Source organism: Pseudomonas sp. B21-041 (assembly GCF_024748675.1).
Taxonomy (GTDB): domain Bacteria; phylum Pseudomonadota; class Gammaproteobacteria; order Pseudomonadales; family Pseudomonadaceae; genus Aquipseudomonas; species Aquipseudomonas neuropathica.
Genome location: NZ_CP087175.1, coordinates 6,008,526 through 6,034,199, shown reverse-complemented (window position 1 = coordinate 6,034,199; position 25,674 = coordinate 6,008,526). Strand labels below are relative to the sequence as shown.

Here is a 25,674-nt window from a genome sequence, read left to right as displayed (position 1 = left end):
AGCGCTGAGCATAACCGCTGTGGCGCTTATCGGGGTAAGCGCGGCTCTGGTATCCTCGCCGGCATGACTAAATCACTCCCCCTCAGCCTGATCGCAGCCCTCGGTGAAAACCGCGTGATCGGCGTCGACAACAGCATGCCCTGGCACCTGCCGGGGGACTTCAAATACTTCAAGGCTACGACCTTGGGCAAGCCGATCATCATGGGTCGCAAGACCTGGGATTCGCTCGGCAGGCCACTGCCGGGGCGCTTGAACATCGTGGTCAGCCGTCAGGCCAATCTGGTGCTCGAAGGTGCGGAAGTTTATCCGTCGCTGGAAGCGGCCGTGGTTCGCGCCGAAGAATGGGCGAAGGAGCAGGGCGTCGATGAGCTGATGCTGATCGGTGGTGCGCAGTTGTATGCGCAAGGGCTGGCGCAGGCGGATCGTCTGTATCTGACTCGCGTGGCGTTGAGCCCGGAGGGTGATGCGTGGTTTCCGGAGTTTGATTTGAACCAGTGGAAACTGGTGTCGAACGTTGAAAACCCGGCGGTTGAAGATAAACCCGCATACAACTTCGAAGTCTGGGAAAAGGCTTAAAAGCATCGCTGGCAAGCCAGCTCCCACAGGTCTTGAGGTGTTCACAAAATCTGTGTTCACCACAAAACATTGTGGGAGCTGGCTTGCCAGCGATAGCGGTCCTTCAGGCGCTAATCAGGCCTGAGCTAGCTCCGCATGCTCATCAGCATCCAGCAGTTCTTTATCGGTCTGCTGCATCACCTGACTGGTAATCGCCCCAGCGGTAATCGAACCACTCACGTTCAGCGCCGTGCGGCCCATATCAATCAGTGGCTCAACCGAAATCAGCAACGCCACCAGCGAAACCGGCAAGCCCATCGCCGGCAGCACGATCAGCGCCGCGAACGTCGCGCCGCCACCCACACCGGCCACACCCGCCGAACTCAACGTTACAATCGCCACCAGCGTCGCGATCCACAGCGGATCCAGCGGGTTGATGCCAACGGTCGGCGCAACCATCACCGCCAACATCGCCGGGTACAGACCGGCGCAGCCGTTTTGGCCAATCGTCGCACCGAACGATGCGGCAAAACTCGCCACCGATTGCGGAATCCCCAGACGCCGGGTCTGCGCTTCAATGCTCAGCGGAATGCTCGCCGCGCTGGAGCGGCTGGTGAACGCGAACGTCAGCACCGGCCAGATCTTGCGGAAGAAACGCAGCGGGTTGATCCCGGCCGCCGATACCAGCAAACCGTGCACGACAAACATCAGGCCCAGACCGAGGTACGAGACTACGACGAAACTGCCGAGTTTGATGATGTCTTGCAGGTTGGAACCGGCGACCACTTTGGTCATCAGCGCCAGCACGCCGTACGGGGTCAGTTTCATCACCAGACGCACCAGACGCATCACCCAGGCTTGCAGGGTGTCGATGGCATTGATCACTTTCTGACCTTTCTCGACGTCATCCTTGAGCAGTTGCAGCGCTGCGACCCCGAGGAACGCGGCGAAAATCACCACGCTGATGATCGAGGTCGGCTTGGCCCGCGCCAGGTCGGCAAACGGGTTTTGCGGGATGAACGACAGCAGCAGTTGCGGCACATTCAGGTCGGCGACCTTGCCGGCGTAGTCGGTCTGAATGGTTTGCAGACGGGCCATTTCCTGAGTGCCAGCGACCAGACCTTCAGCGGTAAGGCCGAACAGGTTGGTCAGGCCGATGCCGATCAGCGCCGCAATCGCGGTGGTGAACAGCAGGGTACCGATGGTCAGGAAGCTGATCTTGCCCAGCGACGAGGCGTTGTGCAGACGCGCCACGGCGCTGAGGATCGAGGCGAACACCAGCGGGATGACGATCATTTGCAGCAACTGCACGTAGCCGTTGCCGACCAGATCGAACCAGCCGATCGACGCTTTCAGCACCGGGTTACCGGCACCGTAAACGGTGTGCAGAGCTACGCCGAACGCCACGCCGAGCACCAGTGCGAGCAGGACTTTTTTCGCCAGACTCCACGTGGTGTGGCGGGTTTGCGCCAGACCGAAGAGCAGGGCGAGGAACACCAGCAGGTTGAGAATCAACGGTAGATTCATGAGATCTCCAGGAAAGACTGTGCCAACAGCCTTCCGGGGCTGCTGCGAACCGGCAAGCCTAACAGCTTGATTTGCAATGATTTAATACCGAAATCTTAGGGCGTCCGTCGTTTTTGGAATAAGCCCGTGTCGCTCTCGGCAATGCATCTGGCGCAAACAGGGACGCGGGCGGTCGCTGACAGACGAGTACTGTCACACATATTTGTTAGCGTCGATTTCTTTGAATCAGGGAGAAGAGGCTTATGAAGTTCGCACCGAAATTTCTGGCTGTCGCACTGGCTGTGGGCATGGGTCTGGCCACTCAGGCGTTCGCCACCGACCTGAAACACTGGCCGGCCGATCAGGCCAAAGCGCTGGATGCGATGATCGCCGCCAATGCCAACAAAGGTAACTACGCGGTGTTCGACATGGACAACACCAGTTACCGCTACGATCTCGAAGAGTCGTTGCTGCCGTTCATGGAAAACAAGGGCCTGATCACCCGCGACAAACTCGACCCTTCCCTGAAACTGATGCCGTTCAAGGACACCGCCGACCACAAGGAAAGCCTGTTCAGTTACTACTACCGCCTCTGCGAAGTCGACGACATGGTCTGCTACCCGTGGGTGGCGCAGGTGTTCTCCGGTTTCACCCTCAAGGAACTCAAAGGCTACGTCGATGAGCTGATGGCTTCGGGCAAGCCGGTGCCAGCGACTTATTACGAAGGCGATGTGGTCAAGAAACTCGACGTCAATCCGCCGAAGATCTTCACCGGCCAGCAAGAGCTGTACAACAAGCTGATGGAGAACGGCATTGAGGTCTACGTGATGACCGCCGCCTCTGAAGAGCTGGTGCGCATGGTCGCGGCGGATCCGAAGTATGGCTACAACGTCAAACCGCAAAACGTCATCGGCGTGACCACCCTGCTGAAGAACCGCGAGACCAACGAACTGACCACTGCACGCAAGCAGATCACCGCCGGCAAATATGACGAGAAGGCCAACCTTGGCCTCGAACTGACCCCGTATCTGTGGACCCCGGCAACGTGGATGGCCGGCAAGCACGCGGCGATCCTCACTTACATCGACGAGTGGAAAAAACCGGTATTGGTCGGTGGCGATACGCCGACCAGCGACGGTTACATGCTGTTTCACGATGTCGATGTGGCCAAGGGCGGGATTCACTTGTGGGTCAACCGCAAGGACAAGTACATGACGCAAATCAACGGCATGATGGCCAAGCATGCGGCGGCGCAGGCGAAAGAAGGGTTGCCGGTGACGGCGGACAAGAACTGGGTGATCGTTAAGCCAGAAGAGATTCAGTAAGCCACACCGATCCAATGTGGGAGCGAGCCTGCTCGCGAAAGCGTAGTGTTAGTTGATCGTTCCCATGCTCTGCGTGGGAATGCAGCCCGTGACGCTCCGCGTCACTGGACGCTCCGCGTCCCTTGAGACATTCCCACGCAGAGCGTGGGAACGATCAAAAAATGCCCCGCACTTGGCGGGGCATTTTTGTTGCCGCGATTTGACGCTTACAGCCCGTCGAGCATCGCTTTGTTACGCACAGCACCCTTGTCGGCACTGGTCGCCAGCAGGGCGTAGGCCTTGAGAGCGGTGGTCACTTTGCGTGGACGGATCTCGACCGGTTTCCAGCCTTTCTTGTCCTGCTCGGCGCGGCGTGCAGCCAGTTCTTCGTCGCTGACCAACAGGTTGATCGAGCGGTTCGGAATGTCGATCAGCACCTTGTCGCCGTCCTGTACCAGGCCGATCGCGCCGCCGGCTGCTGCTTCTGGCGAAGCGTGGCCGATGGACAGACCCGACGTGCCGCCGGAGAAACGACCGTCGGTGAGCAGTGCGCAGGCTTTGCCCAGGCCTTTGGATTTCAGGTACGACGTCGGGTAGAGCATTTCCTGCATGCCCGGGCCGCCTTTCGGGCCTTCGTAGCGAATGATGACGATGTCGCCTGCCTTCACTTCGTCCGCGAGGATGCCGCGTACGGCGCTGTCCTGGCTTTCAAAGATCTTCGCGTTGCCTTCGAAGACGTGGATCGACTCATCGACACCGGCAGTTTTCACCACACAGCCGTCGAGGGCGATGTTGCCGTACAGCACGGCCAGGCCACCTTCTTGCGAATAGGCGTGCTCGAAGCTGCGGATGCAGCCGTTCTCACGGTCGTCATCGAGGGTTTCCCAACGGGTCGACTGGCTGAACGCCGTCTGTGTCGGAATACCGGCAGGGCCGGCCTTGAAGAAGTGGTGCACGGCTTCATCGTCGGTCTGGGTGATGTCCCACTTGGCGATGGCTTCTTCCATGCTGCGGCTGTGCACAGTCGGCAGGTCGGTGTGCAGCAGACCACCACGGGCCAGCGAACCGAGGATGCTGAAGATACCGCCAGCGCGGTGCACGTCTTCCATGTGGTACTTCTGGATGTTCGGCGCCACTTTGCACAGTTGCGGAACGCTGCGCGAGAGACGGTCGATGTCGCGCAGGTCGAAATCGATCTCGGCTTCCTGAGCGGCAGCGAGCAAGTGCAGGATGGTATTGGTCGAACCGCCCATGGCGATGTCGAGCATCATCGCGTTCTCGAACGCCTTGAAGTTGGCGATGTTGCGCGGCAATACCGACTCATCGTTCTCGCCGTAGTAGCGTTTGCACAGCTCGACGATGGTGCGGCCGGCCTGCAGGAACAGTTGTTCGCGGTCGCTGTGGGTGGCGAGGGTCGAACCGTTGCCGGGCAATGCCAGACCCAGTGCTTCGGTCAGGCAGTTCATCGAGTTGGCGGTGAACATGCCGGAGCACGAACCGCAGGTCGGACAGGCGCTGCGCTCGTACTCAGCGACTTTCTCGTCAGAAGCGCTGGCGTCGGCGGCGATCACCATGGCATCGACAAGGTCGAGGCCGTGGGAAGCGAGTTTGGTCTTGCCGGCTTCCATCGGGCCGCCGGAAACGAAGATCACCGGAATGTTCAGGCGCAAGGCAGCCATCAGCATGCCCGGGGTGATCTTGTCGCAGTTGGAGATGCAGACGATGGCGTCGGCGCAGTGGGCGTTGACCATGTACTCGACGGAGTCGGCGATGATTTCGCGACTCGGCAGCGAATACAGCATGCCGTCGTGGCCCATGGCGATGCCGTCATCCACGGCGATGGTGTTGAATTCCTTGGCCACGCCACCGGCGCGTTCGATTTCACGGGCGACCAGTTGACCGAGGTCCTTCAGGTGCACGTGGCCCGGTACGAACTGGGTAAATGAGTTGGCAATGGCGATGATCGGCTTTTTGAAGTCGTCATCTTTCATCCCCGTGGCGCGCCACAGTGCGCGGGCACCGGCCATGTTGCGGCCGTGGGTGGATGTTTTCGAGCGGTAATCTGGCATGGAGCACTCCGGGCGGCTAATCAGGTATCAAAGGGGAGTGAGCTTCTATTGACGTCTGGAACACTCAGAAATGGCCGTGTGTTCGTGAAGTTGCCGATGACGTTGCGGGATCGCCGCTGGTCTCAGCCTGAGCTCATAAACCCGCCGGGGGATGAATGGCGATGAATCAGCCGATTCTACACCGCTGGCGTCTGGAGGGAATGGCGCAAAGCGTTGTTCCAGTGCAGACGGCGTGTATGGGATGACGACTGGCGGGTTTAATCACCGCCGGTCTGCGCCATGACGTTGCCTTCAAGGTTTTTCGCGCGACGGCTGAGCCGGTTGTTGAGCACCAGCGCGATCGCGCTCAGCAGGACAAAGCTGTAGCCCAGCGTCAATTGCAGATTGGCCGGACTGAGGCTGATCAATGCGCTGATCAGGCCGCCACAAATAAAGATGATCGTACTGCCCGCCGAGGCCGATGTGCCGGCGTTTTCAGGAAACAGGCCCATGGCCCGAGAGGTAGCGGCGGGGCGGGCAATGGTGGTGCCAGCGGTGCAAATCAGCATCGGGATCAACACCGTGGCCGGTGCCAACACATGATTGGCTGCCAGGTACAGCATTGCCAGTCCCGACAGCAGTATCAGGCTCAGCCCGGTGAAGATTTGCTGAACCGGCGTGATGCGTCGATTGAGTACCGCGGCGATGATCCCGCCGACAACATACGCCGCACCGTAAACCAGCAGGATCAGCGAAAAGTCGTAAGGCGCGAGTTGCAGTTGGTCCATGAAAATCAGCGGCGAAATCACGATGAACGAGAAGTGGCAGGCGAAGGCAAACGCCGAAATCAGCCAGTAGCCGACAAACTCGAAGTCGCCCAACACGCGTCGGTAGGATTGAAAGAAGCCGGTCGGCGAACCACCTGAGGCCGGACGGCTGCTCGGTAAAAACAGCCAGGCCTTGATCAGCACCATGGCGGACAGTGCGCAAAAGACCCAGAAGCTGCCGCGCCAACCAAGTGTCGCCTGGAGAAAAGTCCCGGCCAGCGGCGATACCGAAATGAATATCCCGGTCGCCGTGACCATCAGGATCCGTAACCGGTCGCGCTCTTCACCTTCGAACAGATCCTGCACCAGTGCCTGCGACAGCACGAAACATCCACAGCCCAAGGCCTGCATCACCCGAAATACCAGGAATAGCGTGTAATCGGAGGTCATCACGCAACCGAACGCACCCAGCATCGATACGCTCATGCCGGCGAGTAACAGGCCCTTGCGCCCGATCACGTCCGAGAGGGGGCCGATCAAGAGCTGGGCAAACGCGATCCCCACGGCGAACAGGCTGATGGACAGTGCGATGTCTGCCGGTGAACGGAGAAAGTGCGTCGCCATTGCCGGGAAGGAGGGCAGCAGCACGTCCAGTGGAAACACACCCAGCAGCACCATGGCCAGCAATAGGCTGACAGCGGCGCGGCGCTGCCTTGTGGTTGCCACGGATTGTCCTTTATCCATCGATCAGTCCTGCCTTGGCGAAAAGTTTCTGGTTCTGGGGAAGTGCGAAAAAACCGGCCTTGCGTAGTGCGTCCAGCGTTGCGATGGCGCCTGATCGTGCACGGGCCCGGTTGGCTTGCACCGTTGCCATGCCGCCGACGATTTGTTTCACGTCACTGTCGGCGATGCCTGCCCCTCGCAGGCTCTGTTGCAGCCAACGTTCGTCGGCCTCGAAAAAAATCCCGATGATCTCCAGCAGTGTCCGGCTCACAAACGCACGCTGGCGGCTGTTCATCGACAGCCAGAAATAATGGAACACCTCGCTGAAGTAGCGGCTGTGGCGGGCTTCGTCAGTCAGGTGGTCGCGCAGCATGTCGTTGACGCTGGACACCAGGCTGTCGCGGCAGACGTCCAGCAGCTCGCGGGCAATGATGGTTTCCGAGACGAAGCCGAGCAGAAACCATGCCAGTGGCCGATTGTTTTCCGGGGTGCGGGCGATCAGTGCGTTGAGGCGGCTGATACGCTTCGGAATCGTCGGACGTCCGGTGAACCCGTAGAACGCGGCGATCTGTTCGGCGAGACGATTGGAGAACAGCGCGTGATAACCCTCGTCGGTGTAGAGCTGCAGCGCGGCGTGCTTCATCGGCAGAGGCACGTAAAGGGGCAGTTCCCGGTGCACGATGACTTCCACTGCACGATTGACGATGCGGTGTTCAAGCAAGGTGGTGTAATCGAGAAAATGCACCAGATGGTTGGCTGCCAGTCGATGCTGTACGTCGCACCCCGCCGCTTGGATGGCCGGATGTGCCAGATAAGGCAGAAATGCCGGCGGGAACCAGTGGCGGGTTTGCAGTTGCAGCGGCACATCGTCGGGCAATTGATAGTCATGGGTACTGCTGCGCACCGAGGCCCGGCTTTCCCAGTCTCCCAAGGTAAATTTGAGCGCCCAGGACACCGGCGCTTGATCAGGGTCGGCCATCGACAGGGTCATGCCTGTCCCTCGCGCAACAGCTCGCGCATTTCGTGGCACATCACTTGCCCGTCGCTTTGTCCACAGCCAACAAAGAACAGCGGTTGTTCAGCGCTGCCCTCGAGATTGAGCAGTGCTTCGACCTGCTGGTCGGCAAATGCGCCGGTCAGCCAGGTGTTGAGACCCAGTGCCGTGGCGACCAGTTGAAAGGTTTGCGACAAGTGGCCCGCTTCAACGAAGGCCATGCGATAGGCCCGCGAGTGTTCGTACTTCCACCAGAGCCGGTCAAAACGGGCGGTGATGAACAATCCCAGCGGCAGGTTGTTGATGAAGTGCTGACCGCCGAGCAATTGGCCCAGCGCTGGTTGAGGCAGCGGATTGATCCGGCTCAGGGTGTGGTCGGCCGGATGATAGGCATAGATGCCCGGTTCCAGGCCATCGACGTTCTGCACCAGGAGGAAGCCTTCGCAAGCGTTCAGGCCCCCCGCGGAAGGACTGCTTCGCCGTGCGCTTAGTCCTTGGGCGATGCTGTCGTCGCGATCATTGTCTCGTTCATGGAGATAACCGAGGGAAAGGTAAAGCAGGGTGCCGACGTCCTTCAGCGTTATCGCTGCACCTGTATAGGAACGGCAGGTTTTGCGCTGGAGCAGAACATTTCCCAAACTGTCGTTGTTCAAAGCGCACGGCGCAGGCAGGGCGATACGCTGTTCGGGTGCTGGCGTCGGGCGGTCTGTAGCAGGCTGTGGGGTGGCCAGTACTTCGTTGCAGTGCGCCAGATATTGCCTGGACCACTCGTGAATATTCTGTGGGGTATGTTCGCAGGGAATATTTTGTGTGCCGATGTGATAAATCTTCGACAGCTCATCCCAGCCCCATGGCGGATTGTCTATTTTTGAAACGGTAAGAATGTCTGCGCACAATAGTTGTGTGTCTATTATGTTGTGCGCGTCGAACAGTTGAGGGTTGTTGATTAGTTGCGCAAGGCGAGTTGCATAGTTCAGGTCAAGCTCGTGTTGTGTATGGTTTTTGTAATTCCATACAACTTGTCCGGTCGGGCGCGGCAATATAAACAAGTAAGGATTGATGTGCATATTAATCGTTTCACTCTGGAAGAAGTCAAAAGGACGCTGGGTTGCCGGCACTCCCCAGCGTCCTGACTTACTTAGCGGGCTTTAGGGGCAACCAGAAAAGCCAGGTTTGCGATTTTTTTACTTTCCAGAGAAATACTTTTCATGATGTGAACTCCTTGTTCATTGATAGTTGAAGTCACCTCGTGGTGACAACTTCATAATAGTTTGTAATGGATGATTGGCAAGGGGATATTAGGTAGGAAATTTCCAGTAATTTTGTCGGAGCAATCTTTAGCTGGAAATAAACTTGTAGGGTAAGTTTCAGTAATTAAAAGGCGTAAGGAAATGTCCTGCATGTCTGCGGGAATATAATTGTAGGAAGTCCAGGGAGATAGCGAAGGGAAGGGCGATGCCAGAAACCAAAACGGGGAGCCTGCTGGCTCCCCGTTATCCGCAAAAAATCAGCTGTTGGGCAGCAGGCGGCAGGTGATGCTCTTGATGTAGCGCGTTTCGGCGATGGCAGGGTGCACCGGGTGATCCGGACCCTGGCCGCCCCGCTCGAGCAACTGGATGTTGCGATCCAGGTGACGGGCGCTGGTCAGCAGGATGTTCTGCAGGTCATCTTCCGGCAGGTGCATCGAGCACGACGCGCTGACCAGGATGCCGTCCTTGTTGAGCAGGCGCATGGCTTGCTCGTTCAGGCGACGGTAGGCGCCTTCGCCGTTTTTCATGTCTTTCTTGCGTTTGATGAACGCTGGCGGGTCGGCCACGATCACGTCGAAGCGCTCTTCGCTGGCTTTCAGCTCTTTCAAGGCTTCGAAGACGTCGCCTTCGATGCAGGTCATCTTGTCGGCGAAACCATTCAGCGCGGCATTGCGCTCAACGCCGTCGAGGGCGAAAGCCGAGGCGTCGACGCAGAACACTTCGCTGGCGCCGAACGCAGCAGCCTGCACGCCCCAGCCACCGATGTAGCTATAGAGGTCGAGGACGCGTTTGCCTTTGGCGTAAGGGGCCAGGCGTGCACGGTTCATGCGGTGGTCGTAGAACCAGCCGGTTTTCTGACCCTGAATGACCGGGGCTTCGAACTTCACGCCGTTCTCTTCCAGCGCCACCCACTCCGGCACCAGGCCGAACACGGTTTCGACGTAGCGGTTGAGGCCTTCGGCATCACGGGCTGCGGAGTCGTTCTTGAACAGGATGCCGCTTGGCTTGAGCACTTGGGTCAGGGCCGCGATCACGTCATCTTTGTGCGCTTCCATGGTCGCCGAGGCGATCTGCACCACAAGAATGTCACCGAAACGGTCAACGACCAGGCCTGGCAACAGGTCGGAGTCGCCGTAGACCAGACGGTAGAACGGTTTGTCGAACAGGCGCTCGCGCAGTGACAGGGCCACGTTCAGACGGTGCACCAGCAGCGATTTGTCCAGCGCAACTTTAATATCGCGCGACAGCAGGCGGGCGCAGATCAGGTTGTTCGGGCTCATCGCCACGATGCCCAACGGCTTGCCGCCAGCGGCTTCGAGGATGGCCTGGTCGCCGGCATTGAAGCCGTGCAGCGGGGTGGCGGCTACATCGATTTCGTTGCTGTAGACCCACAGGTGACCGGCGCGCAGGCGACGGTCGGCGTTGGCTTTGAGGCGCAAGCTAGGCAGGGACATGACGTCGCTCCGGAAAAAAGAGCGGGAGTATAGCGTGTTGCGACTTGTGCCGGGTTTGATGAGCGATGAAACGCTGATGGCCTCTTCGCGAGCAGGCCCGCTCCCACAGGGGATTTGTGACTGACACAAGATCAATGTGGGAGCGACGATTCGACTTGCTTGCGAAGGCAGTTGTGAATGCTACGCAGACAGTGCGTTGATCAACTCCTTGCTGAACGCCGGAATATCATCCGGCTGACGGCTGCTGATCAGGTGACCATCCTTGACCACTTCTTTATCGACCCAGTTGGCCCCGGCATTCACCAGGTCATCCTTGAGTGTCTTGTAGCTGGTCATGGTCTTGCCGTTGACCAGCCCGGCGGAAATCAGCAGCCATCCGCCATGGCAGATCACCGCAATCGGTTTGCCGGCAGAGGCGCCGGTCTTGACCAGATGCTGGGCATCCTGATCGATGCGGATGGTATCGGAGTTCTGTACGCCGCCCGGCAGGACGATCGCGTCGTACTGCTCGCTGCTGGCGCCCTGGAAGGTCTGGTCGACCTTGAAGTCATCCGCCGGTTTATCGTGGTTCCAGCCTCTGACCTTGCCGGCCTCGGCGGAAAGGATGTCGACTTGCGCGCCGGCTTGCTCCAGTGCCTGCTTGGGACCGGTCAGTTCGACCTGTTCGAAACCGTCTGTTACCAAAATGGCGACGCGTTTGCCGTTGAGGGAAGTGGCCATCGATAAGCTCCTGAGTCTGTGGGAGTTTGCCGCCGCAATGGGCCGGTGTGACCCGTTGGGCATTACAGATTCCGAAGCCTGGGCGTTAATGAAAGTTCCTGACAATTGCCCACTGGTGTGTCGTCTCGCGGTTTTTAGAGGTTAGAATCGCCGCCTGTCCCAGAGTGTGTACTTATGTCCCAAGAGCTGACCACCGAACAGATTCAACAATCGCTGCAAGGCATCAGCGTGCCGGCGCAACCGCAGATCATGGTGGATCTGCAAATGGAGCAGTACATGCCCGACCCGGACCTGGAGGTGATCGCCAAGCTGATCGCTCAGGATCCCGGTCTGTCCGGCTCGCTGCTGAAAATCGTCAACTCGCCGTATTACGGTCTGAGCAACAAGATCACCTCGATTCAACGCGCGGTGAATCTGTTGGGCAGCCGCTCGATCATCAACCTGATCAACGCGCAGTCGATCAAAGGCGAGATGAACGACGACACCATCGTTACGCTCAACCGTTTCTGGGACACCGCCCAGGACGTGGCGATGACGTGCCTGACGCTGGCCAAGCGTATCGGCACTCAGGCCGGCGATGAGGCGTATGCCTTGGGTCTGTTCCACGATTGCGGCGTGCCGTTGATGCTGCAACGGTTCCCCAATTACATGACGGTTCTGGAAAAGGCTTACGCCAACGCTAGCGCCGAATGTCGCGTAGTGGACACGGAAAACAGCGAGTTCAATACCAACCATGCAGTGGTCGGCTACTACACCGCCAAGTCCTGGCGCCTGCCGGAGCATGTCAGCGCGGCGATCGCCAACCACCACAATGCCCTGGCGATCTTCAGCGATGAGTCGTCGCGCAACAGTCAGCTGAAAAACCTGCTGGCGATCCTGAAGATGGCCGAGCACATTTGTGCGTCTTACCGCGTGCTGGGCAACCAGACAGAAGATTCCGAATGGAACGCCGTCGGGCCGTTGGTACTCGATTACGTAGGACTGTCGGATTACGACTTCGAAACCCTCAAACAAACGATCCGCGACCTCGGCGCGCATTGATTCGAGGACGCTATGCCTGAACTGCCAGAAGTCGAAACCACCCGTCGCGGGATTGCCCCGCACCTGGAAGGCCAACGTGTCAGTCGGGTGATTGTTCGCGATCGGAGGTTGCGCTGGCCGATCCCCGAAGACCTCGATGTGCGCCTGTCGGGGCAGCGCATCGTGCTGGTCGAGCGCCGCGCCAAGTACCTGCTGATCAACGCCGAGGTCGGTACGTTGATCAGCCATTTGGGCATGTCGGGCAATTTGCGTCTGGTCGAAGCCGGTTTGCCGGCGCTCAAACACGAACACGTCGACATCGAGCTGGAGTCAGGGCTGGCGCTGCGTTACACCGACCCGCGACGGTTCGGCGCGATGTTGTGGAGCAATGATCCACTCAATCACGAACTGCTGATTCGCCTCGGCCCGGAGCCGCTGACTGATCTGTTCGATGGCGAGCGTTTGTTTCAGCTGTCGCGGGGACGTTCGATGGCGGTCAAACCGTTCATCATGGACAACGCGGTGGTGGTCGGGGTCGGCAATATCTACGCGACCGAAGCGCTGTTCGCCGCCGGGATCGATCCGCGCCGCGAGGCCGGAGGCATTTCCCGGGGGCGCTATCTGAAGCTGGCGATCGAGATCAAACGCATTCTGGCCGCTGCCATCGAGCGCGGAGGTACGACGCTGCGCGATTTCATTGGCGGCGACGGCCAACCGGGGTATTTCCAGCAGGAACTGTTTGTCTACGGCCGTGGCGGTGAACACTGCAAGGTCTGCGGTACCGGTTTGCGTGAGGTGAAGCTCGGCCAGCGTGCCAGTGTGTTCTGCCCGCGCTGCCAGACCTGAGGCAACAGGCTGAAAAAGTCCTACGGTCTATAGTGAGTGGTCTCACTGTTTAGCCCGAAGGATCGTGCCATGAAATCCTTGCAAACCCTCGTTATTACGCTGCTGCTGTGTTCCAGTCTGGCGGTTCAGGCCACGGAAAACGGCAGCGGCGATCCGCGTTACACCATCCAGAATCCACCGGCCTACGCGATGATCGGCGACTTGCTGATTGCCCGACCTTTATTGGTGGTGGCGACGGTGATCGGTGCGGGGGCGTTCGTCGTGTCGTTGCCGTTTACCGCACTGGGCGGCGGGGTGGGCGATGCCGGGCAGGCGCTGGTAGTTGATCCGGCTAAAGCCGCTTTTGTGCGGTGCCTGGGGTGTATCGGGGAGGGTTTTGAGCAGCGCGAGTAAGCTGATCAGGGATTTGCGGAGCAGCTAATGGCCCTTTCGCGAGCAGGCTCGCTCCCACAGGGGATTTGTGAGCGACGCAAATCCAATGTGGGAGCGAGCCTGCTCGCGAAGAGGCCCGAAAGATCGCTATAAAACTATCGAATCAGGCCTTGCCGGTAATCTTGCGGTATTTCTCCATCAACTGTTCTTCAGTCTCCGGATGCGCCTCGTCCAGCGGAATGCAATCCACCGGACAGACCTGCTGGCATTGTGGTTCGTCGTAGTGGCCGACGCACTGGGTGCACAGGTTCGGGTCGATCACGTAGATCTCTTCGCCTTGGGAGATGGCGGCGTTCGGGCACTCGGGTTCGCAGACGTCGCAGTTGATGCAATCGTCGGTGATGATCAGGGACATGCTAACTCCAGCCGGGGCGGCAGGCCCGGGCGCTATAAATCAATGCGCGCAATTGTGCCGCATTGGCGAGCGCAGTGCACGCGGCTGCGATCAAGGGCACGAGACTGCAATCTTTTAAAAGCAAAAGATCACAGCCTTCGGCAGCTCCTACTTCTTGAAGCGTAGGGTCAACGCATCAGCCACGGCCGGGTGGACGAACTTGCTGATATCGCCGCCCAGCGCGGCAATTTCCCGCACGAGCGTCGAGGAAATGAACGAATAACGCTCGGACGGCGTGAGAAACAGGCTCTCCACATCCGGGGCCAACTGACGGTTCATGTTGGCCAGCTGGAATTCGTATTCGAAGTCCGACACCGCACGCAGACCGCGCAGGAACACGTTGGCGTTCTGCTCTTTGGCGAAATGCGCCAGCAGTGTCGAGAAACCGACCACTTCCACGTTCGGCAGGTGTTTGGTGACTTCGCGAGCCAGTTCTACCCGTTGTTCCAGCGGGAACAGCGGGTTTTTCTTCGGGCTGGCAGCGACTGCAATAATCACGTGGTCGAACAGGCGCGAGGCGCGTTCGACCAGATCGCCATGGCCCTTGGTAATAGGGTCGAAGGTACCTGGGTACAACACTCGGTTCATCGCGTCGTCCTGGCGGGAGTCCGTTGGGGAGTCGGATGGTATCGCAGCCGTCCCGGTCGGCCAAGTCGCCTGTTGGGTAAGAAAGCACTATAGACGAGGCAATTAATTGGTTTTTTCACGGATTTCTCAGCCGATCGGCGAGGGAAGTCGCCAGTTGCGCGGTCAGGCCATACACCGATAGCTGCGGGTTGGCGCCGATGCTGGTAGGGAACAGCGAGCCGTCGTGAATCGACAGATTAGCCAGTTGATGATGCCGGCCGAGACTGTCGGTGACTGCGCTTTTCGGCTCTTCGCCCATCGCGCAACCGCCCATGACATGCGCGCTGCCCAGACGCGTGCGGTACAGCTCAAGGCTCAAACCATCGATCAGCGTGCGGGCCTCGGCCAGGGTTTTCACGTAACGGGCGTCGGCGTGCATCGGCATCACCGCATTTGCACCGCCGGCAAACTGGATTTCGGCCATGACGTGAAAGGCCCGGCGCAGGCCTTCCCAGGCGTAAGGTGAAACCTGATAGTCGAGCACCGGCGAACCATCGCCACGCAACTCGACGGTGCCGCCCGTGCTGTCCGGGTGAAAACCGTCACGCAGCAAGGCCAGCATGGCGTGGGTGTGCGGCAGGTCTGCCATATGTTGCGCGCTCTCTGCGCCAAAACCGCCGAGCAAGGTGGCAGCCAAGGCCGGGTGCAACGGCGGCACTTCGAGTTTGAAGGCCATCGGCCCGCTGGTGCCGTCCTTCCACTGGAAATGGTCGGAGTAGATCGACTGCGGTGCCCCGTAAAACGGGTTGATGACTTCGTCGAAGCGCGCTGCGGACATGTTCACCGGGTGCAGGAAGGTACGTTTTCCCAGGGTTTTATGTGGGTCCGCAGCATCCGAACGCAGCAGCAGCGCCGGGCTGTTGATGCCGCCGCCGGCCAGCACGTAATGCCGCGCCTTGACCGTGATTTTGCGTCCGGTCGGCGCGACGCAACGTTCGTCCATCGCCACGCATTGCAGGCCAGTGACCTTGTCGCCGTTGATCAGCAGCTTCTCCGCGCGGGCCAGATAAAGCAGTTCGCCGCCCATTTCCAATGTCGCCGGAATGGTCGTAACCATCATCGATTGTTTGGCATTGGTCGGACAGCCCATGCCGCAATAGCCGAGGTTCCAGCAGCCGCGCACGTTACGTGGGATCACGTGCCAGCTATAGCCAAGTTGCTCGCAGCCTTTACGGATCACGTCGTTGTTGGCGTTGGGTGGCACCATCCACGGGGCGACGCCGAGGCGCTGCTCCATTTTCTCGAACCACGGCGCCATCTCGGCAGGGCTGTGACCTTTGACGTTGTGTTCCTTGGCCCAGTGCTCGAGGGTCGGCTCTGGGGTGCGAAAGCTCGAGGTCCAGTTGATCAGCGTTGTGCCGCCGACAGCGCGGCCCTGAAGAATGGTGATCGCGCCGTCCTTGCTCATGCGCCCGATGCCTTCCTGATAAAGGCTGCTGTAGGCCTTGTCTTCGAGCATTTTGAAGTCGGAGCTGGTTTTCAGCGGGCCTTCTTCGATCAGCAACACTTTGTAGCCGGCGGCGCTGAGGATTTCTGCCGTGGTGCCGCCACCGGCGCCGCTGCCGATGATAGCGACGTCGGCTTCAAGGGTGAGGTCGTCGCTCAGCTGTGCGCCGTTGTAGGTTTTCCAGCCTCGGGCGAGGCCTTCGCGGAACGGGTCGGGTACGGGCATCGATCAGGTTCTCTTTATTTTTTTTGGATGCGGCGGTGTGGCGGCCGACCTCTTCGCGAGCAGGCTCGCTCTCACATTTGAAATGCATTTCCCTGTGGGAGCGAACCTGCTCGCGAAGGGCGCGACGCGGACCTCAAACGGTAGGCGGGCCGGGATAACCGCAATGCGCCCACGATTCTGCGCGGGTATACCAAGCCATCATCACCATCTGCTGCAACGAGCTATGCCCCATGCGCAGCAGGCTTAACGAGCTGTTCTCCCAACGATCAAGAAAATGCCGCATCGCTTCGGGACTGGCATTTTCCCAACTGCCCCAGATCCCGGTGAGTGGCCCGCGCGTCACCGCCATGCCGAGGACGTCGAACAGTTGCCGGGTGAGCTTGAGCATTTCTGGCGACAGGTGATCGAGGCTGTAGTCCAGCGACTTGAGCGTGCCATCAACCGCGCTCGGCATCCTCTCGGTTGCCACGGCGCCGTCGAGCATCACCGGAATCAGCGCGCGCAGAAAAAGCAGGTCGCCGTCACGCAACGACACAAAACCGTTGGCCGCGACGCTCGACGAACAGCCGCTGAGGCTGGCGCCGAGTCCGGCGGTGGCGAGAAACACCGTGGCGCCGAGGCTGAATTTCAGCAGGCCACGGCGCGACAGTGCAGGTGTTTCGGTCAGGCTTGGGTGCATTATTTTTATTACCCGGCGGTGACGAAGGTTTAGCGAATGAACAGCTTCTGGATCAGTTTCTGAATCGATTTGCCGTAGGGCGGATAAATTAGCCTGGCCGCGTTGAAGCGCTGTTTAATCAACACGCCTTTGGCTTTGCTGAAGGTCAGGAAGCCTTCGTGACCGTGGTAGTGGCCCATGCCGGAAGCGCCGATGCCGCCGAACGGCATATCGTCCTGAGCCACATGCAGCAGCGTGTCGTTCAGGCACACGCCGCCGGAATGGGTTTCGTGCAGCACACGGTTCTGTTCGCGTTTGTCGTAGCCAAAGTAGTAAAGAGCCAGAGGACGTGGCCGCTGATTGATGTAAGCAAATGCCTGCTCCAGATCCTGATACGGCACGATCGGCAGCAGCGGGCCGAAGATTTCGTCCTGCATCACCGTCATCTCATCGCTGACATTCAGCAGCACACTGTGCGGCATGCGTCGGCCCTGGCCCTGCTCGAACAGCGGAATCAACAGCGCGCCCTTGCTGGTGGCGTCGCTTACATAGCCGTTGAGCCGCGCCAGTTGGCGTTCGTTGATGATCGCCGTGTAGTCCGGATTGTCGGTGAGTGTCGGGTAAAAACCCTGCACCGCCTGGCGATAGGCTTCGACAAAAGCACCGACCCGGTCTTCCGGCACCAGCACGTAATCCGGGGCAACGCAGGTCTGGCCGGCGTTGAGGGTTTTGCCGAAGGCGATGCGCTCGGCGGCATCCTTGAGCGGTACGTCGCGGGAGACGATGGCCGGCGATTTGCCGCCCAGTTCCAGTGTCACCGGGGTGAGGTTTTCGGCGGCGGCGCGCATCACGTGTTTGCCGATGCTGGTGGCGCCGGTGAACAGCAAGTGATCGAAGCGCAAACGGGAAAACGCCACGCCGATGTCGGCTTCACCGAGCACCACGCAGACCAGGTCTTCGGGGAAAATTCGCGCCAGCAACTCTTTCATCAGCAAGCCGGTGGCTGGGGTTGATTCACTGAGTTTGAGCATCACCCGGTTACCCGCCGCCAAGGCGCCGACCAGTGGGCCGACGGCCAGATACAACGGGTAGTTCCACGGCACGATGACGCCGACCACGCCCAATGGTTGATAGACCACTTTCGCCGAGGCCGGCTGGAACGCCACACCAACCTTGCGCCGCGAGGCTTTCATCCAGCCCTTGAGGTGGCGGCTGGCGTAATGAATGCCGTGCAGGCTCGGCATCAGTTCGGCGAGTAAGGTTTCGTCGGCACTGCGATGGCTGAAATCGGAGCTGATCGCCTCGATCAAGGCCTTACGCTCGTTGCTGAGCAAATCACTCAGGGCCTTGAGCCATTGCTGGCGCTGGGCGGCGGGCGGCATCGGAGTGGCGGCATACGCAGCCCGCTGCGCCTCGAACAACCGGTCCAGTTCGGCCAGCGGTTGTTGCAGCGTTTGCAGGTAAGCAACGTCGGCAGTCATGGTCTGCTCCGGATTTATTGTAGTGATGAACTTTTTAGAGTCTATGCTCTAGAAAGTCAAATGACTTCCTTGCACGGCAGTGTTTTATCCATTTCCGGTTAGGTCGTAAGATGCTCCCCAACGCACTCTGAATTAAAGCTCAAGCCATGGCCCCACGAATAAAAACCAGCGAGCGTATCGTGCTGAACAGCCTTGAACTGTTCAATCAGCAGGGCGAGCGCAGCATCAGCACCAATCATATTGCCGCCCACATGGAGATTTCTCCGGGCAACCTGTACTACCACTTCCCCAACAAGCAGGCGATCATCGCCGTGTTGTTCAGTGAGTACGAAAGCCTCGTGGACAGCTTTCTGCGCCCGCCGCAGGGGCGCGCGGCGACGGTCGAGGACAAGCGTTTCTATCTCAAGGAATTGCTCTCGGCGATGTGGCGCTACCGCTTTCTGCACCGCGATCTGGAGCATCTGCTCGACAGCGATCCGGAACTGGCCGCCCGCTATCGGCGCTTTTCCCAGCGCTGCGTGATTCAAGGCGCGGCGATTTACGAAGGTTTTGTTGCCGCCGGGATCCTTGATATGGATCGCGTGCAGATCGAATCCCTGACCCTCAATGCCTGGATCATCCTGACGTCCTGGGTGCGCTTCCTGTGCACCACCCGCGAAAACTCCAACCACCTCAGTGAGCAAGCCATTAAACGTGGCGTGTATCAGGTGCTGGTGCTGGAAGCCGGGTTTGTCACCGAGCAGGCGCGTGACGAGGTCAATGCGTTGTTCGAGGAGTTCTACGTGCCGCTGGCCCAGGCCCTCGAAGACGTGAAATAAACCGTTCTGTTGAAATCCCCCAGGAGCCTGTTATGCCGATTGCGCAACTGATCAGCCCCGAAGCACTGGATGCCCGCAAGGGGCAGCCAGGGCTGGTGATTCTCGATTGTCGTTTTGCCCTCGAAGACTCGGTCTACGGTCAGCGCAGCTATGCCGAGGGGCACATTGCCGGGGCGAGCTTTGCCGATCTTGAGCGTGACCTCAGCGGTAAAGTGGTCAAAGGCGTGACTGGCCGTCACCCGTTGCCCGAGCCGGCGGCGTTTATTGAGCGGCTGCAGGCTTGGGGCATCAACAACGACAGCGACGTGGTTTTGTACGACGACGGTCCCGGTGCCTACGCGGCGCGGGCCTGGTGGTTGCTGGCGTGGCTGGGTAAGCGCGATGGCGTGTTCATTCTCGATGGTGGGCTCAAGGCGTGGCATGCGGCGGGGCTGCCGCTGAGCCTGGATGCGCCGACGGATACCCGTGGCAATTTCATTGGCCAGCCGGACACCCGCCTGCTGCTCAGCGCCGAGCAACTGCAACAGCGGCTTGGTCAACCGGCGCTGACGTTGATCGATGCCCGGGCTTTGCCGCGTTTCAAAGGTGAGGTCGAGCCGATTGATCCGGTTGCCGGGCATATTCCCGGTGCGCAATGCGCGGTGTTCACCGACAACCTCGGCAGCGATGGGCGATTCCTGCCGGCGGATCAACTCAAGCAGCGTTTTGCCGCCAAGATCGGTGAGCGTTCGCCAGCGGATCTGGTTGCGTATTGCGGATCCGGCGTGACGGCGTGTCACAACCTGTTTGCGTTGTGTCTGGCGGGTTATCCGTTGGCGGCGTTGTACGCCGGGTCGTGGAGTGAGTGGATCAACGAACCGGCTCGCGGCATCGCCACCGGCGAATAAGATCAAAAGATCGCAGCCTTCGGCAGCTCCTACATTGGAATGCATTTCCCTGTAGGAGCTGCCGAAGGCTGCGATCTTTTAGCTTTCCATCCGGGCGCTACGGTAAGCGGCGGGCCCGACACCATAAGCCTGCTTGAACTGCCGGCTCAAATGGCTCTGATCGGCAAATCCCAGTTGCGTGGCGACTTCCACCGGCAAGCAGCCGTGTTGCAGAAGTGCGCGAGCCTGGGCGATGCGTTGCTGCATCAGCCATGTGTGCGGCGGCATGCCGGTGGCGCGACGGAATACTCGGGCGAAATGGAAGGGCGACAGATTCACCGCCGCTGCGAGCTCTTCCAGCGATGGCGGCGCCGCCAGTTGCGCGTGCAGCAGTTCTTTGCCCAACCGCACCGCGCGGTGTTCTTTACCCGCTCGACCGGGCACCGGCACTGCCGCATGGCGCTGCAACAGCCGCAACATCATCTCGCGCCACACCGTCTGCTGTTGCAACGCGGTGGTCGGGCTTTCGAGCAAGCGGTGCAACTGCGCAAAGCCGTTGACCAGATCCGCATCGCGATACAACGTGGCGCCGAACGCCGGCAGGTTGCTGGTGGACAGCTCCAGCTCATCCAGCAGCGAAACGATTTGCGCGGTATCGGGATAAAACGCCCGGTACAGCCAGCCGTCCTCGGTGCCCTTGTGCCCGGTGTGCAGCTCGTCCGGATTGATCAGTACCAGCGTGCCGCTGCCCGCCAGGTGCTCGGCGCCGCGATAGCGATAACGCTGGGCGCCGGCCATGATCATGCCGATCACATAGCCGTCATGCACATGCGGGGCGAAGCGATGCTCGATGTAGCGCGCCGACAGCAACTCGACCCCGGCCAGCGGCGCGGTTTGCCAGAAGCGGATCGACTCGCCCTGATCGCTCATGCGGGCACGCGCGCCAGCCACTGCGGGATGCGTCGTTCCAGATAGTAGCCGGGCTGACGCAGCGAGCCGTCGACAAAGCCGACATGCCCACCACGCGCCTGCAGTTCGAAAGCGGTCGACGGCGACAGCTCATTGACCTGCGGCAAACTGTGGGGGAACACGAACGGATCGTCCGCCGCCTGAATGATCAGGGTCTGCGTGCGGATCTCGCCGAGGAAATAGCGGCTTGAGGCGCGACGATAGTAATCCTCGGCATCCTCGAACCCGTGCAACGGCGCGGTTACCCGGCCATCGAAATCCCAAAAGGTGCGCATGTTTTCCAGCGAGCCGAGGGCGGCCAGCGCGGCGAGTCCTTCTTCACGCCCGTCGTGTTGAAACTGCCGCTGCTTGTTCTTGATGTAGGCGACCATCTCGCGCATGAAGTGCGCCTGATAGACCTTGGAAAATCCCTGGCCGATGCGGTCGGCGCATTGATCGAGGCGAAACGGCACTGATACCGCTACGGCGCCGAGCACGCCGCTGGCGCTGCCGGTTTCCCCGAGGTGTTTGAGCAGCACGTTGCCGCCCAGGGAGTAGCCGACGGCATACAGCGGTGCCAGCGGTCGTTTGGCGCGCAGATGTCTGATGGTTTCGGCGAGGTCTTCGCTGGCGCCGGAGTGATAGCTGCGCGGCAGCAAATTCGGTTCGCCAGAGCAGCCGCGCCAGTTCAACGCAACACTGGCCCAGCCTTGATCAGCCAGTGACTTCTGGATGCCCGCTACATAAGGCGAATTGGAGGACCCGGTCAGACCGTGCAATACCAGCACCAGTGGTGCATCGGCGGTGTGCGGGCCGTGCCAGTCGAGATCGAGAAAGTCGCCATCCTCAAGCCACAGGCGTTCGCGTTCACGCTCGATATGTACGGTTTTGCGCCACAGCGGCCCCCACAAGGTTTGCAGGTGCGGATTGCCGAGGCCGAAGGCGGGGTTGAAGCGTTCTGAAGAGGTGGACACGATGGTTCTCGATGCAGAGCGGCGACCCTGTTGGAAGGGGCGCCGCTTATTCAGACCGGTCGGTTAACCGGCGATCTCTGCCGTACGTTGCCACAGCGCGTAGTAAACCCGGCCGGATTTCTGCTCGCGATGCAGGCGCCAGTTGCCCGGCAGGCCCAGCGTCGATGGCGCCGTTTCGCTTTCAGTGTAGATCCACGAGTCCGGCGCCAGCCACTGGCGCTCTTCGAGCAAGGTGCAGACGGCAGGCAGCAGGTTCTGGTTGAACGGCGGGTCGAGGAATACCAGATCGAACGGAGTTGCGGTCTGGGTTTCCAGATAACGCAGGGCGTCGGCGGTCTGTACCTGGCCGTTGGTGCAGCGCAGGGTGCCGAGGTGTTCTTTCAGGCTGGACACGGCAATGTTGCTGGCATCCAGCGCCTGACCCATGGCCGCGCCACGGGACAGCGCTTCGAGAAACAGCGCGCCACTGCCGGCGAACGGATCAAGCACCTTGGCCCCTTCAACGTACGGTGCGAGCCAGTTGAACAAGGTTTCACGCACGCGATCCGGCGTCGGGCGCAGGCCCGGTGCGTCGGGGAAGCTCAGCTTGCGGCTGCGCCATTGGCCGCCAATGATGCGCAACTGGTTCACACCGTTATGGACGTTTTGCGCAGGTTTTTTAGGCGATCGGGTAGCCATTAGTGCTCCGGAACCCCGAGCGGTTGCTCGGCAGGTTTATCAGATGGGGCCGGTAACGGCTTTTGCGGCACGGTCGGGCCAGCGGTGACGATGACCATTTTGTCCGTGCTCAGGTGTTTGTTCAGGGCGTCGCGGACTTGTTCCACGGTCAGGCTTTGCGACTGACGCATGAAGTCGTCCAGATAGCTCAGCGGCAGATTATAGAAGCCCATCGCGCCGAGTTGGCCGACGATATCGGCGTTGCTCGCGGTGGACAGCGGGAAACTGCCGGCCAGTTCGCGTTTGGCGTCGTCGAGTTCCTTCTGCGTCGGCCCGGTTTTCAGGTAATCGGCAAGCACGTCCTGCACCAGTTTCAGGGTGCCTTCGCTCATTTCCGCGCGAGTCTGCAGATTGATCATGAACGGGCCACGAGCCTGCATCGGGCTGAAACCCGAATATACGCCGTAAGTCAGGCCACGTTTTTCACGCACTTCGCTCATCAGGCGTGTGCCGAAACCGCCGCCACCGAGGATCTGGTTGCCCATCGACAGCGCCGCGTAATCCGGGTCATCACGGTCGATGCCCAGTTGCGCGAGCATCAGGTTGGTCTGCTTCGACGGGAATTCGATGTGGTTGATGCTGGCCTTCGGTTCCTGCGGCTGAGCGATTTTCGCCAGCGCCGGGCCTTTGGGCAGGGCAGAAGAGACCTGATTGGCAATCGCCTCGGCATCCGCCCGCGACAGGTCGCCGACCAGCGCGATCACCACGTTGCCAGCGGCGTAGGCCTTGGCGTGGAACTCACGCAACTGCGCGAGGGTGATCTTCGGCACGCTCTGCGGGTTACCGTCACTCGAATGCGCGTACGGGTGATCGCCGTACAAGCGCTTCATCAGCTCAAGGCTGGCGAGTTTGCCGGGGTTCTGTTTCTGGTATTCGAAACCGGCGAGCAGCTGGTTCTTGATGCGTGCGAACGAATCGGCCGGGAAGGTCGGTTTGCCAACCACTTCCGAAAACAGCTTCAGCGCCGGTTCACGCTTGTCGGTGGCACTCAAGCTGCGTAGAGAAGCCAGCGCCATGTCCTTGAAAGCACCGTTGCCGAAATCCGCACCGAGGCCTTCGAAGCCTTGCGCGATGGCGCCGACGTCTTTGCCGGCGACACCTTCGTTGAGCATGGCGTTGGTCAGCACTGCCAAGCCCGAAGCGCTGCCGTCCTGGCTGCTGCCAGCGGCGAAGATCAGGCGCATGTCGAACATCGGCAGCTCATGGGCTTCGACGAACAATACTTTGGCGCCTTCGGCGGTGTTCCAGGTTTGCACGTCGAGTTTGCGGCTGGCCGGGGCCTTGCCGTCGAGTTCGGTCAGTGATTGCAGCTTCTGGCTGGTCTTGGCGTTGTCGAGGGCTTCGCTGGCATTGCTGTCAGCGCCAGGCGACAGGTAGAGCGCGGCAGAGCCGATCACCGCCACGGCAATCAGGCCGAGTAGCAGGCGTGGGGATTTGCGCTTACTCATGAGTCGTCTCCAGTGGCAGGACGTGGGCGACGCTGAGACGTTCGCGGGTGAAATACAGCTTGGCGGCGTTCTGAATGTCTTGCGGGGTCACGCTTTCCAGATCGGCCAGTTCGGTGTCCATCAGTTTCCACGACAGACCGACGGTCTCGAGTTGACCGATGGCGGTGGCCTGACTGGTGATCGAGTCACGTTCGAAGACCAGACCGGCAATCACTTGTGCTCGCACGCGCTCCAGTTCTTCAGCGGACGGCGCGGTGGTTTTCAGCTGTTCCAGCAGTTTCCACAGACCGGCCTCGGCTTGCGCGATAGTCTTTTTCTTCTGGGTGTTCGGGGTTGCCGACAGGGTGAACAGACTGTCGCCACGGGTATAGGCGTCGTAGCTCGACGAACCGCCGGAGACCAGCTCTTCGCCGCGCTCCAGTTGCGTCGGGATGCGCCCGCTGTAACCGCCGTCGAGCAACGCCGAGATCAGGCGCAAGGCGTTGACCGAGCGTTTGTCTTCAGCCGTGGCAATGCTTGGTACGTTGAAACCGAGCATCATGCTAGGCAATTGCGTCTGCACGTGCAGGGTGATCTGGCGTTCGCCGGGTTCGGCCAGCTCCAGCGGTTTTTTCGCGGGCGGCACGTCGCGTTTGGCGATTGGGCCGAAGTAGCGTTGGGCGAGGGTTTTCACTTCGTCCGGGGTCACGTCGCCGACTACGACGAGTGTGGCGTTGTTCGGCACGTACCAGGATTGGTACCAGTGGCGCAGCTCTTCAACCTTCATGCGGTCGAGGTCGGCCATCCAGCCAATGGTTGGCGTGTGGTAGCCGCTGGCCGGGTAAGCCATGGCCTTGTAGCGCTCGTAGGCCTTGGACATCGGCTTGTCATCGGTGCGCAAGCGGCGCTCTTCCTTGATGACTTCGATCTCCTTGGCGAACTCGTCGGCCGGCAGGCGCAGATTGGCCATGCGGTCGGCTTCCAGTTCGAAGGCGACGCCCAGACGGTCGCGGGCCAGTACCTGGTAATAAGCGGTGAAATCGTCGCTGGTGAAGGCGTTCTCTTCGGCGCCGAGGTCACGCAGGATCAGCGAGGCTTCGCCGGGACCGACTTTTTCACTGCCCTTGAACATCATGTGCTCAAGCGCGTGGGACAGACCGGTCTGGCCCGGGGTTTCGTAGCTGGAGCCGACCTTGTACCAGACCTGCGACACCACCACCGGTGCGCGATGGTCTTCGCGCACGACGACCTTGAGGCCGTTGTCGAGGGTGAATTCGTGGGTCGGTTGCGGGTCGGCCGCCAGGGCCGAAAGGGGCAGGCAGACTGTGCTGAGCAGCAGGCCTGCAGCGCGGCGGGCTAGAGCATTCATTCGTTTTTTAACCTGTTGGGCTGCCCGCTTGGTCTTAGCGTCGGCGGGCGAGAGGGTGCTAGGATACTGATCCGTTTTACCGGCGACCACGCCTATCAGGTTTT

24 protein-coding genes are annotated in these 25,674 nt (G+C 60.1%); 7 read left to right on the top strand and 17 right to left on the bottom strand.

The window, feature by feature from the left end:
* Positions 1-63: 63 nt before the first annotated feature.
* Positions 64-576 (top strand): dihydrofolate reductase, encoded by a 513-nt coding sequence (locus LOY43_RS26955; RefSeq protein ID WP_095049502.1) that lies wholly within the window; start codon positions 64-66, stop codon positions 574-576.
* Positions 577-690: 114 nt separating this feature from the next.
* Here LOY43_RS26955 and LOY43_RS26950 read toward each other — a convergent pair whose 3' ends face one another.
* Entirely contained in the window at positions 691-2,082 is a 1,392-nt protein-coding gene (locus LOY43_RS26950; protein ID WP_095049438.1) for an L-cystine transporter, read from the bottom strand.
* A gap of 242 nt (positions 2,083-2,324) precedes the next feature.
* Between LOY43_RS26950 and LOY43_RS26945 the strand changes: the two genes are divergently transcribed.
* Complete coding sequence (locus LOY43_RS26945; RefSeq protein WP_093429808.1) at positions 2,325-3,386, top strand: phosphorylcholine phosphatase; 1,062 nt, start codon at positions 2,325-2,327, stop codon at positions 3,384-3,386.
* Between the two features lie 206 nt (positions 3,387-3,592).
* Here the strand turns inward: LOY43_RS26945 and ilvD are convergent, their stop codons facing one another.
* From ilvD to LOY43_RS26915, 6 genes are all read right to left on the bottom strand, one after another.
* A complete protein-coding gene (gene ilvD / locus LOY43_RS26940) occupies positions 3,593-5,434 on the bottom strand; it encodes a dihydroxy-acid dehydratase (protein WP_095049439.1) in 1,842 nt (613 codons plus the stop codon).
* Between the two features lie 257 nt (positions 5,435-5,691).
* Positions 5,692-6,924 carry a multidrug effflux MFS transporter gene (locus tag LOY43_RS26935; protein ID WP_093429810.1) on the bottom strand — a complete coding sequence of 411 codons (1,233 nt, stop codon included), beginning with the start codon at positions 6,922-6,924 and terminating at the stop codon, positions 5,692-5,694.
* Positions 6,917-7,894 (bottom strand): diiron oxygenase, encoded by a 978-nt coding sequence (locus LOY43_RS26930; protein ID WP_258708947.1) that lies wholly within the window; start codon positions 7,892-7,894, stop codon positions 6,917-6,919. Before LOY43_RS26930 ends, LOY43_RS26935 begins: the two co-directional genes overlap by 8 nt.
* On the bottom strand, positions 7,891-8,964 hold the full coding sequence (locus tag LOY43_RS26925; RefSeq protein WP_258709948.1) for a SagB family peptide dehydrogenase: 1,074 nt from the start codon (positions 8,962-8,964) through the stop codon (positions 7,891-7,893). Before LOY43_RS26925 ends, LOY43_RS26930 begins: the two co-directional genes overlap by 4 nt.
* 440 nt (positions 8,965-9,404) lie before the next feature.
* Positions 9,405-10,601, bottom strand: coding sequence for a class I SAM-dependent rRNA methyltransferase (locus LOY43_RS26920; RefSeq protein WP_093429813.1), 1,197 nt, complete (start codon positions 10,599-10,601; stop codon positions 9,405-9,407).
* Positions 10,602-10,781: 180 nt separating this feature from the next.
* Positions 10,782-11,321: a type 1 glutamine amidotransferase domain-containing protein gene (locus LOY43_RS26915; RefSeq protein ID WP_095049442.1), complete on the bottom strand. Its 540-nt coding sequence runs from the start codon at positions 11,319-11,321 to the stop codon at positions 10,782-10,784.
* Between the two features lie 228 nt (positions 11,322-11,549).
* On the opposite strand from LOY43_RS26915, the gene LOY43_RS26910 reads away from it, so the two are divergent.
* From LOY43_RS26910 to LOY43_RS26900, 3 genes are all read left to right on the top strand, one after another.
* Entirely contained in the window at positions 11,550-12,362 is an 813-nt protein-coding gene (locus LOY43_RS26910) for an HDOD domain-containing protein (protein WP_175559546.1), read from the top strand.
* 12 nt (positions 12,363-12,374) lie between these two features.
* Positions 12,375-13,187 carry a bifunctional DNA-formamidopyrimidine glycosylase/DNA-(apurinic or apyrimidinic site) lyase gene (gene mutM, locus LOY43_RS26905; RefSeq protein ID WP_095125836.1) on the top strand — a complete coding sequence of 271 codons (813 nt, stop codon included), beginning with the start codon at positions 12,375-12,377 and terminating at the stop codon, positions 13,185-13,187.
* A gap of 69 nt (positions 13,188-13,256) precedes the next feature.
* Positions 13,257-13,580 carry a multidrug transporter gene (locus LOY43_RS26900; RefSeq protein WP_095049443.1) on the top strand — a complete coding sequence of 108 codons (324 nt, stop codon included), beginning with the start codon at positions 13,257-13,259 and terminating at the stop codon, positions 13,578-13,580.
* 142 nt (positions 13,581-13,722) lie between these two features.
* Here the strand turns inward: LOY43_RS26900 and LOY43_RS26895 are convergent, their stop codons facing one another.
* From LOY43_RS26895 to LOY43_RS26875, 5 genes are all read right to left on the bottom strand, one after another.
* Positions 13,723-13,974 carry a YfhL family 4Fe-4S dicluster ferredoxin gene (locus LOY43_RS26895; protein ID WP_003195146.1) on the bottom strand — a complete coding sequence of 84 codons (252 nt, stop codon included), beginning with the start codon at positions 13,972-13,974 and terminating at the stop codon, positions 13,723-13,725.
* A 147-nt stretch (positions 13,975-14,121) separates the two neighbouring features.
* Positions 14,122-14,601 carry a pantetheine-phosphate adenylyltransferase gene (coaD, locus tag LOY43_RS26890; RefSeq protein WP_003229157.1) on the bottom strand — a complete coding sequence of 160 codons (480 nt, stop codon included), beginning with the start codon at positions 14,599-14,601 and terminating at the stop codon, positions 14,122-14,124.
* Positions 14,602-14,716: 115 nt separating this feature from the next.
* The gene (locus LOY43_RS26885) at positions 14,717-16,312 is read right to left on the bottom strand and encodes a GMC family oxidoreductase (protein ID WP_258708946.1); all 1,596 of its coding nucleotides are present in this window, start codon (positions 16,310-16,312) and stop codon (positions 14,717-14,719) included.
* A 133-nt stretch (positions 16,313-16,445) separates the two neighbouring features.
* The gene (locus tag LOY43_RS26880) at positions 16,446-16,991 is read right to left on the bottom strand and encodes a twin-arginine translocation pathway signal protein (protein ID WP_258708945.1); all 546 of its coding nucleotides are present in this window, start codon (positions 16,989-16,991) and stop codon (positions 16,446-16,448) included.
* Between the two features lie 29 nt (positions 16,992-17,020).
* Positions 17,021-18,451 carry a coniferyl aldehyde dehydrogenase gene (locus tag LOY43_RS26875; RefSeq protein WP_095125837.1) on the bottom strand — a complete coding sequence of 477 codons (1,431 nt, stop codon included), beginning with the start codon at positions 18,449-18,451 and terminating at the stop codon, positions 17,021-17,023.
* A gap of 146 nt (positions 18,452-18,597) precedes the next feature.
* Here LOY43_RS26875 and LOY43_RS26870 point away from each other — a divergent pair, with 146 nt between their 5' ends.
* The gene (locus LOY43_RS26870) at positions 18,598-19,269 is read left to right on the top strand and encodes a TetR/AcrR family transcriptional regulator (RefSeq protein ID WP_007913599.1); all 672 of its coding nucleotides are present in this window, start codon (positions 18,598-18,600) and stop codon (positions 19,267-19,269) included.
* Between the two features lie 32 nt (positions 19,270-19,301).
* Complete coding sequence (locus LOY43_RS26865) at positions 19,302-20,156, top strand: sulfurtransferase (protein WP_258708944.1); 855 nt, start codon at positions 19,302-19,304, stop codon at positions 20,154-20,156.
* Between the two features lie 78 nt (positions 20,157-20,234).
* Here the strand turns inward: LOY43_RS26865 and LOY43_RS26860 are convergent, their stop codons facing one another.
* The 5 genes from LOY43_RS26860 to LOY43_RS26840 all read right to left on the bottom strand — a co-directional run bounded on the left by LOY43_RS26860 (position 20,235) and on the right by LOY43_RS26840 (position 25,570).
* Positions 20,235-21,065 carry an AraC family transcriptional regulator gene (locus LOY43_RS26860; RefSeq protein WP_095049503.1) on the bottom strand — a complete coding sequence of 277 codons (831 nt, stop codon included), beginning with the start codon at positions 21,063-21,065 and terminating at the stop codon, positions 20,235-20,237.
* A complete protein-coding gene (locus LOY43_RS26855; RefSeq protein WP_095049448.1) occupies positions 21,062-22,057 on the bottom strand; it encodes a hydrolase in 996 nt (331 codons plus the stop codon). The genes LOY43_RS26860 and LOY43_RS26855 overlap by 4 nt, the downstream gene beginning before the upstream one ends.
* A 63-nt stretch (positions 22,058-22,120) precedes the next feature.
* A complete protein-coding gene (gene rsmD / locus LOY43_RS26850; RefSeq protein ID WP_038358861.1) occupies positions 22,121-22,735 on the bottom strand; it encodes a 16S rRNA (guanine(966)-N(2))-methyltransferase RsmD in 615 nt (204 codons plus the stop codon).
* Entirely contained in the window at positions 22,735-24,222 is a 1,488-nt protein-coding gene (locus LOY43_RS26845; protein WP_258708943.1) for a pitrilysin family protein, read from the bottom strand. The genes rsmD and LOY43_RS26845 overlap by 1 nt, the downstream gene beginning before the upstream one ends.
* Positions 24,215-25,570: a pitrilysin family protein gene (locus LOY43_RS26840; protein WP_258708942.1), complete on the bottom strand. Its 1,356-nt coding sequence runs from the start codon at positions 25,568-25,570 to the stop codon at positions 24,215-24,217. Before LOY43_RS26840 ends, LOY43_RS26845 begins: the two co-directional genes overlap by 8 nt.
* Positions 25,571-25,674 lie beyond the last annotated feature (104 nt).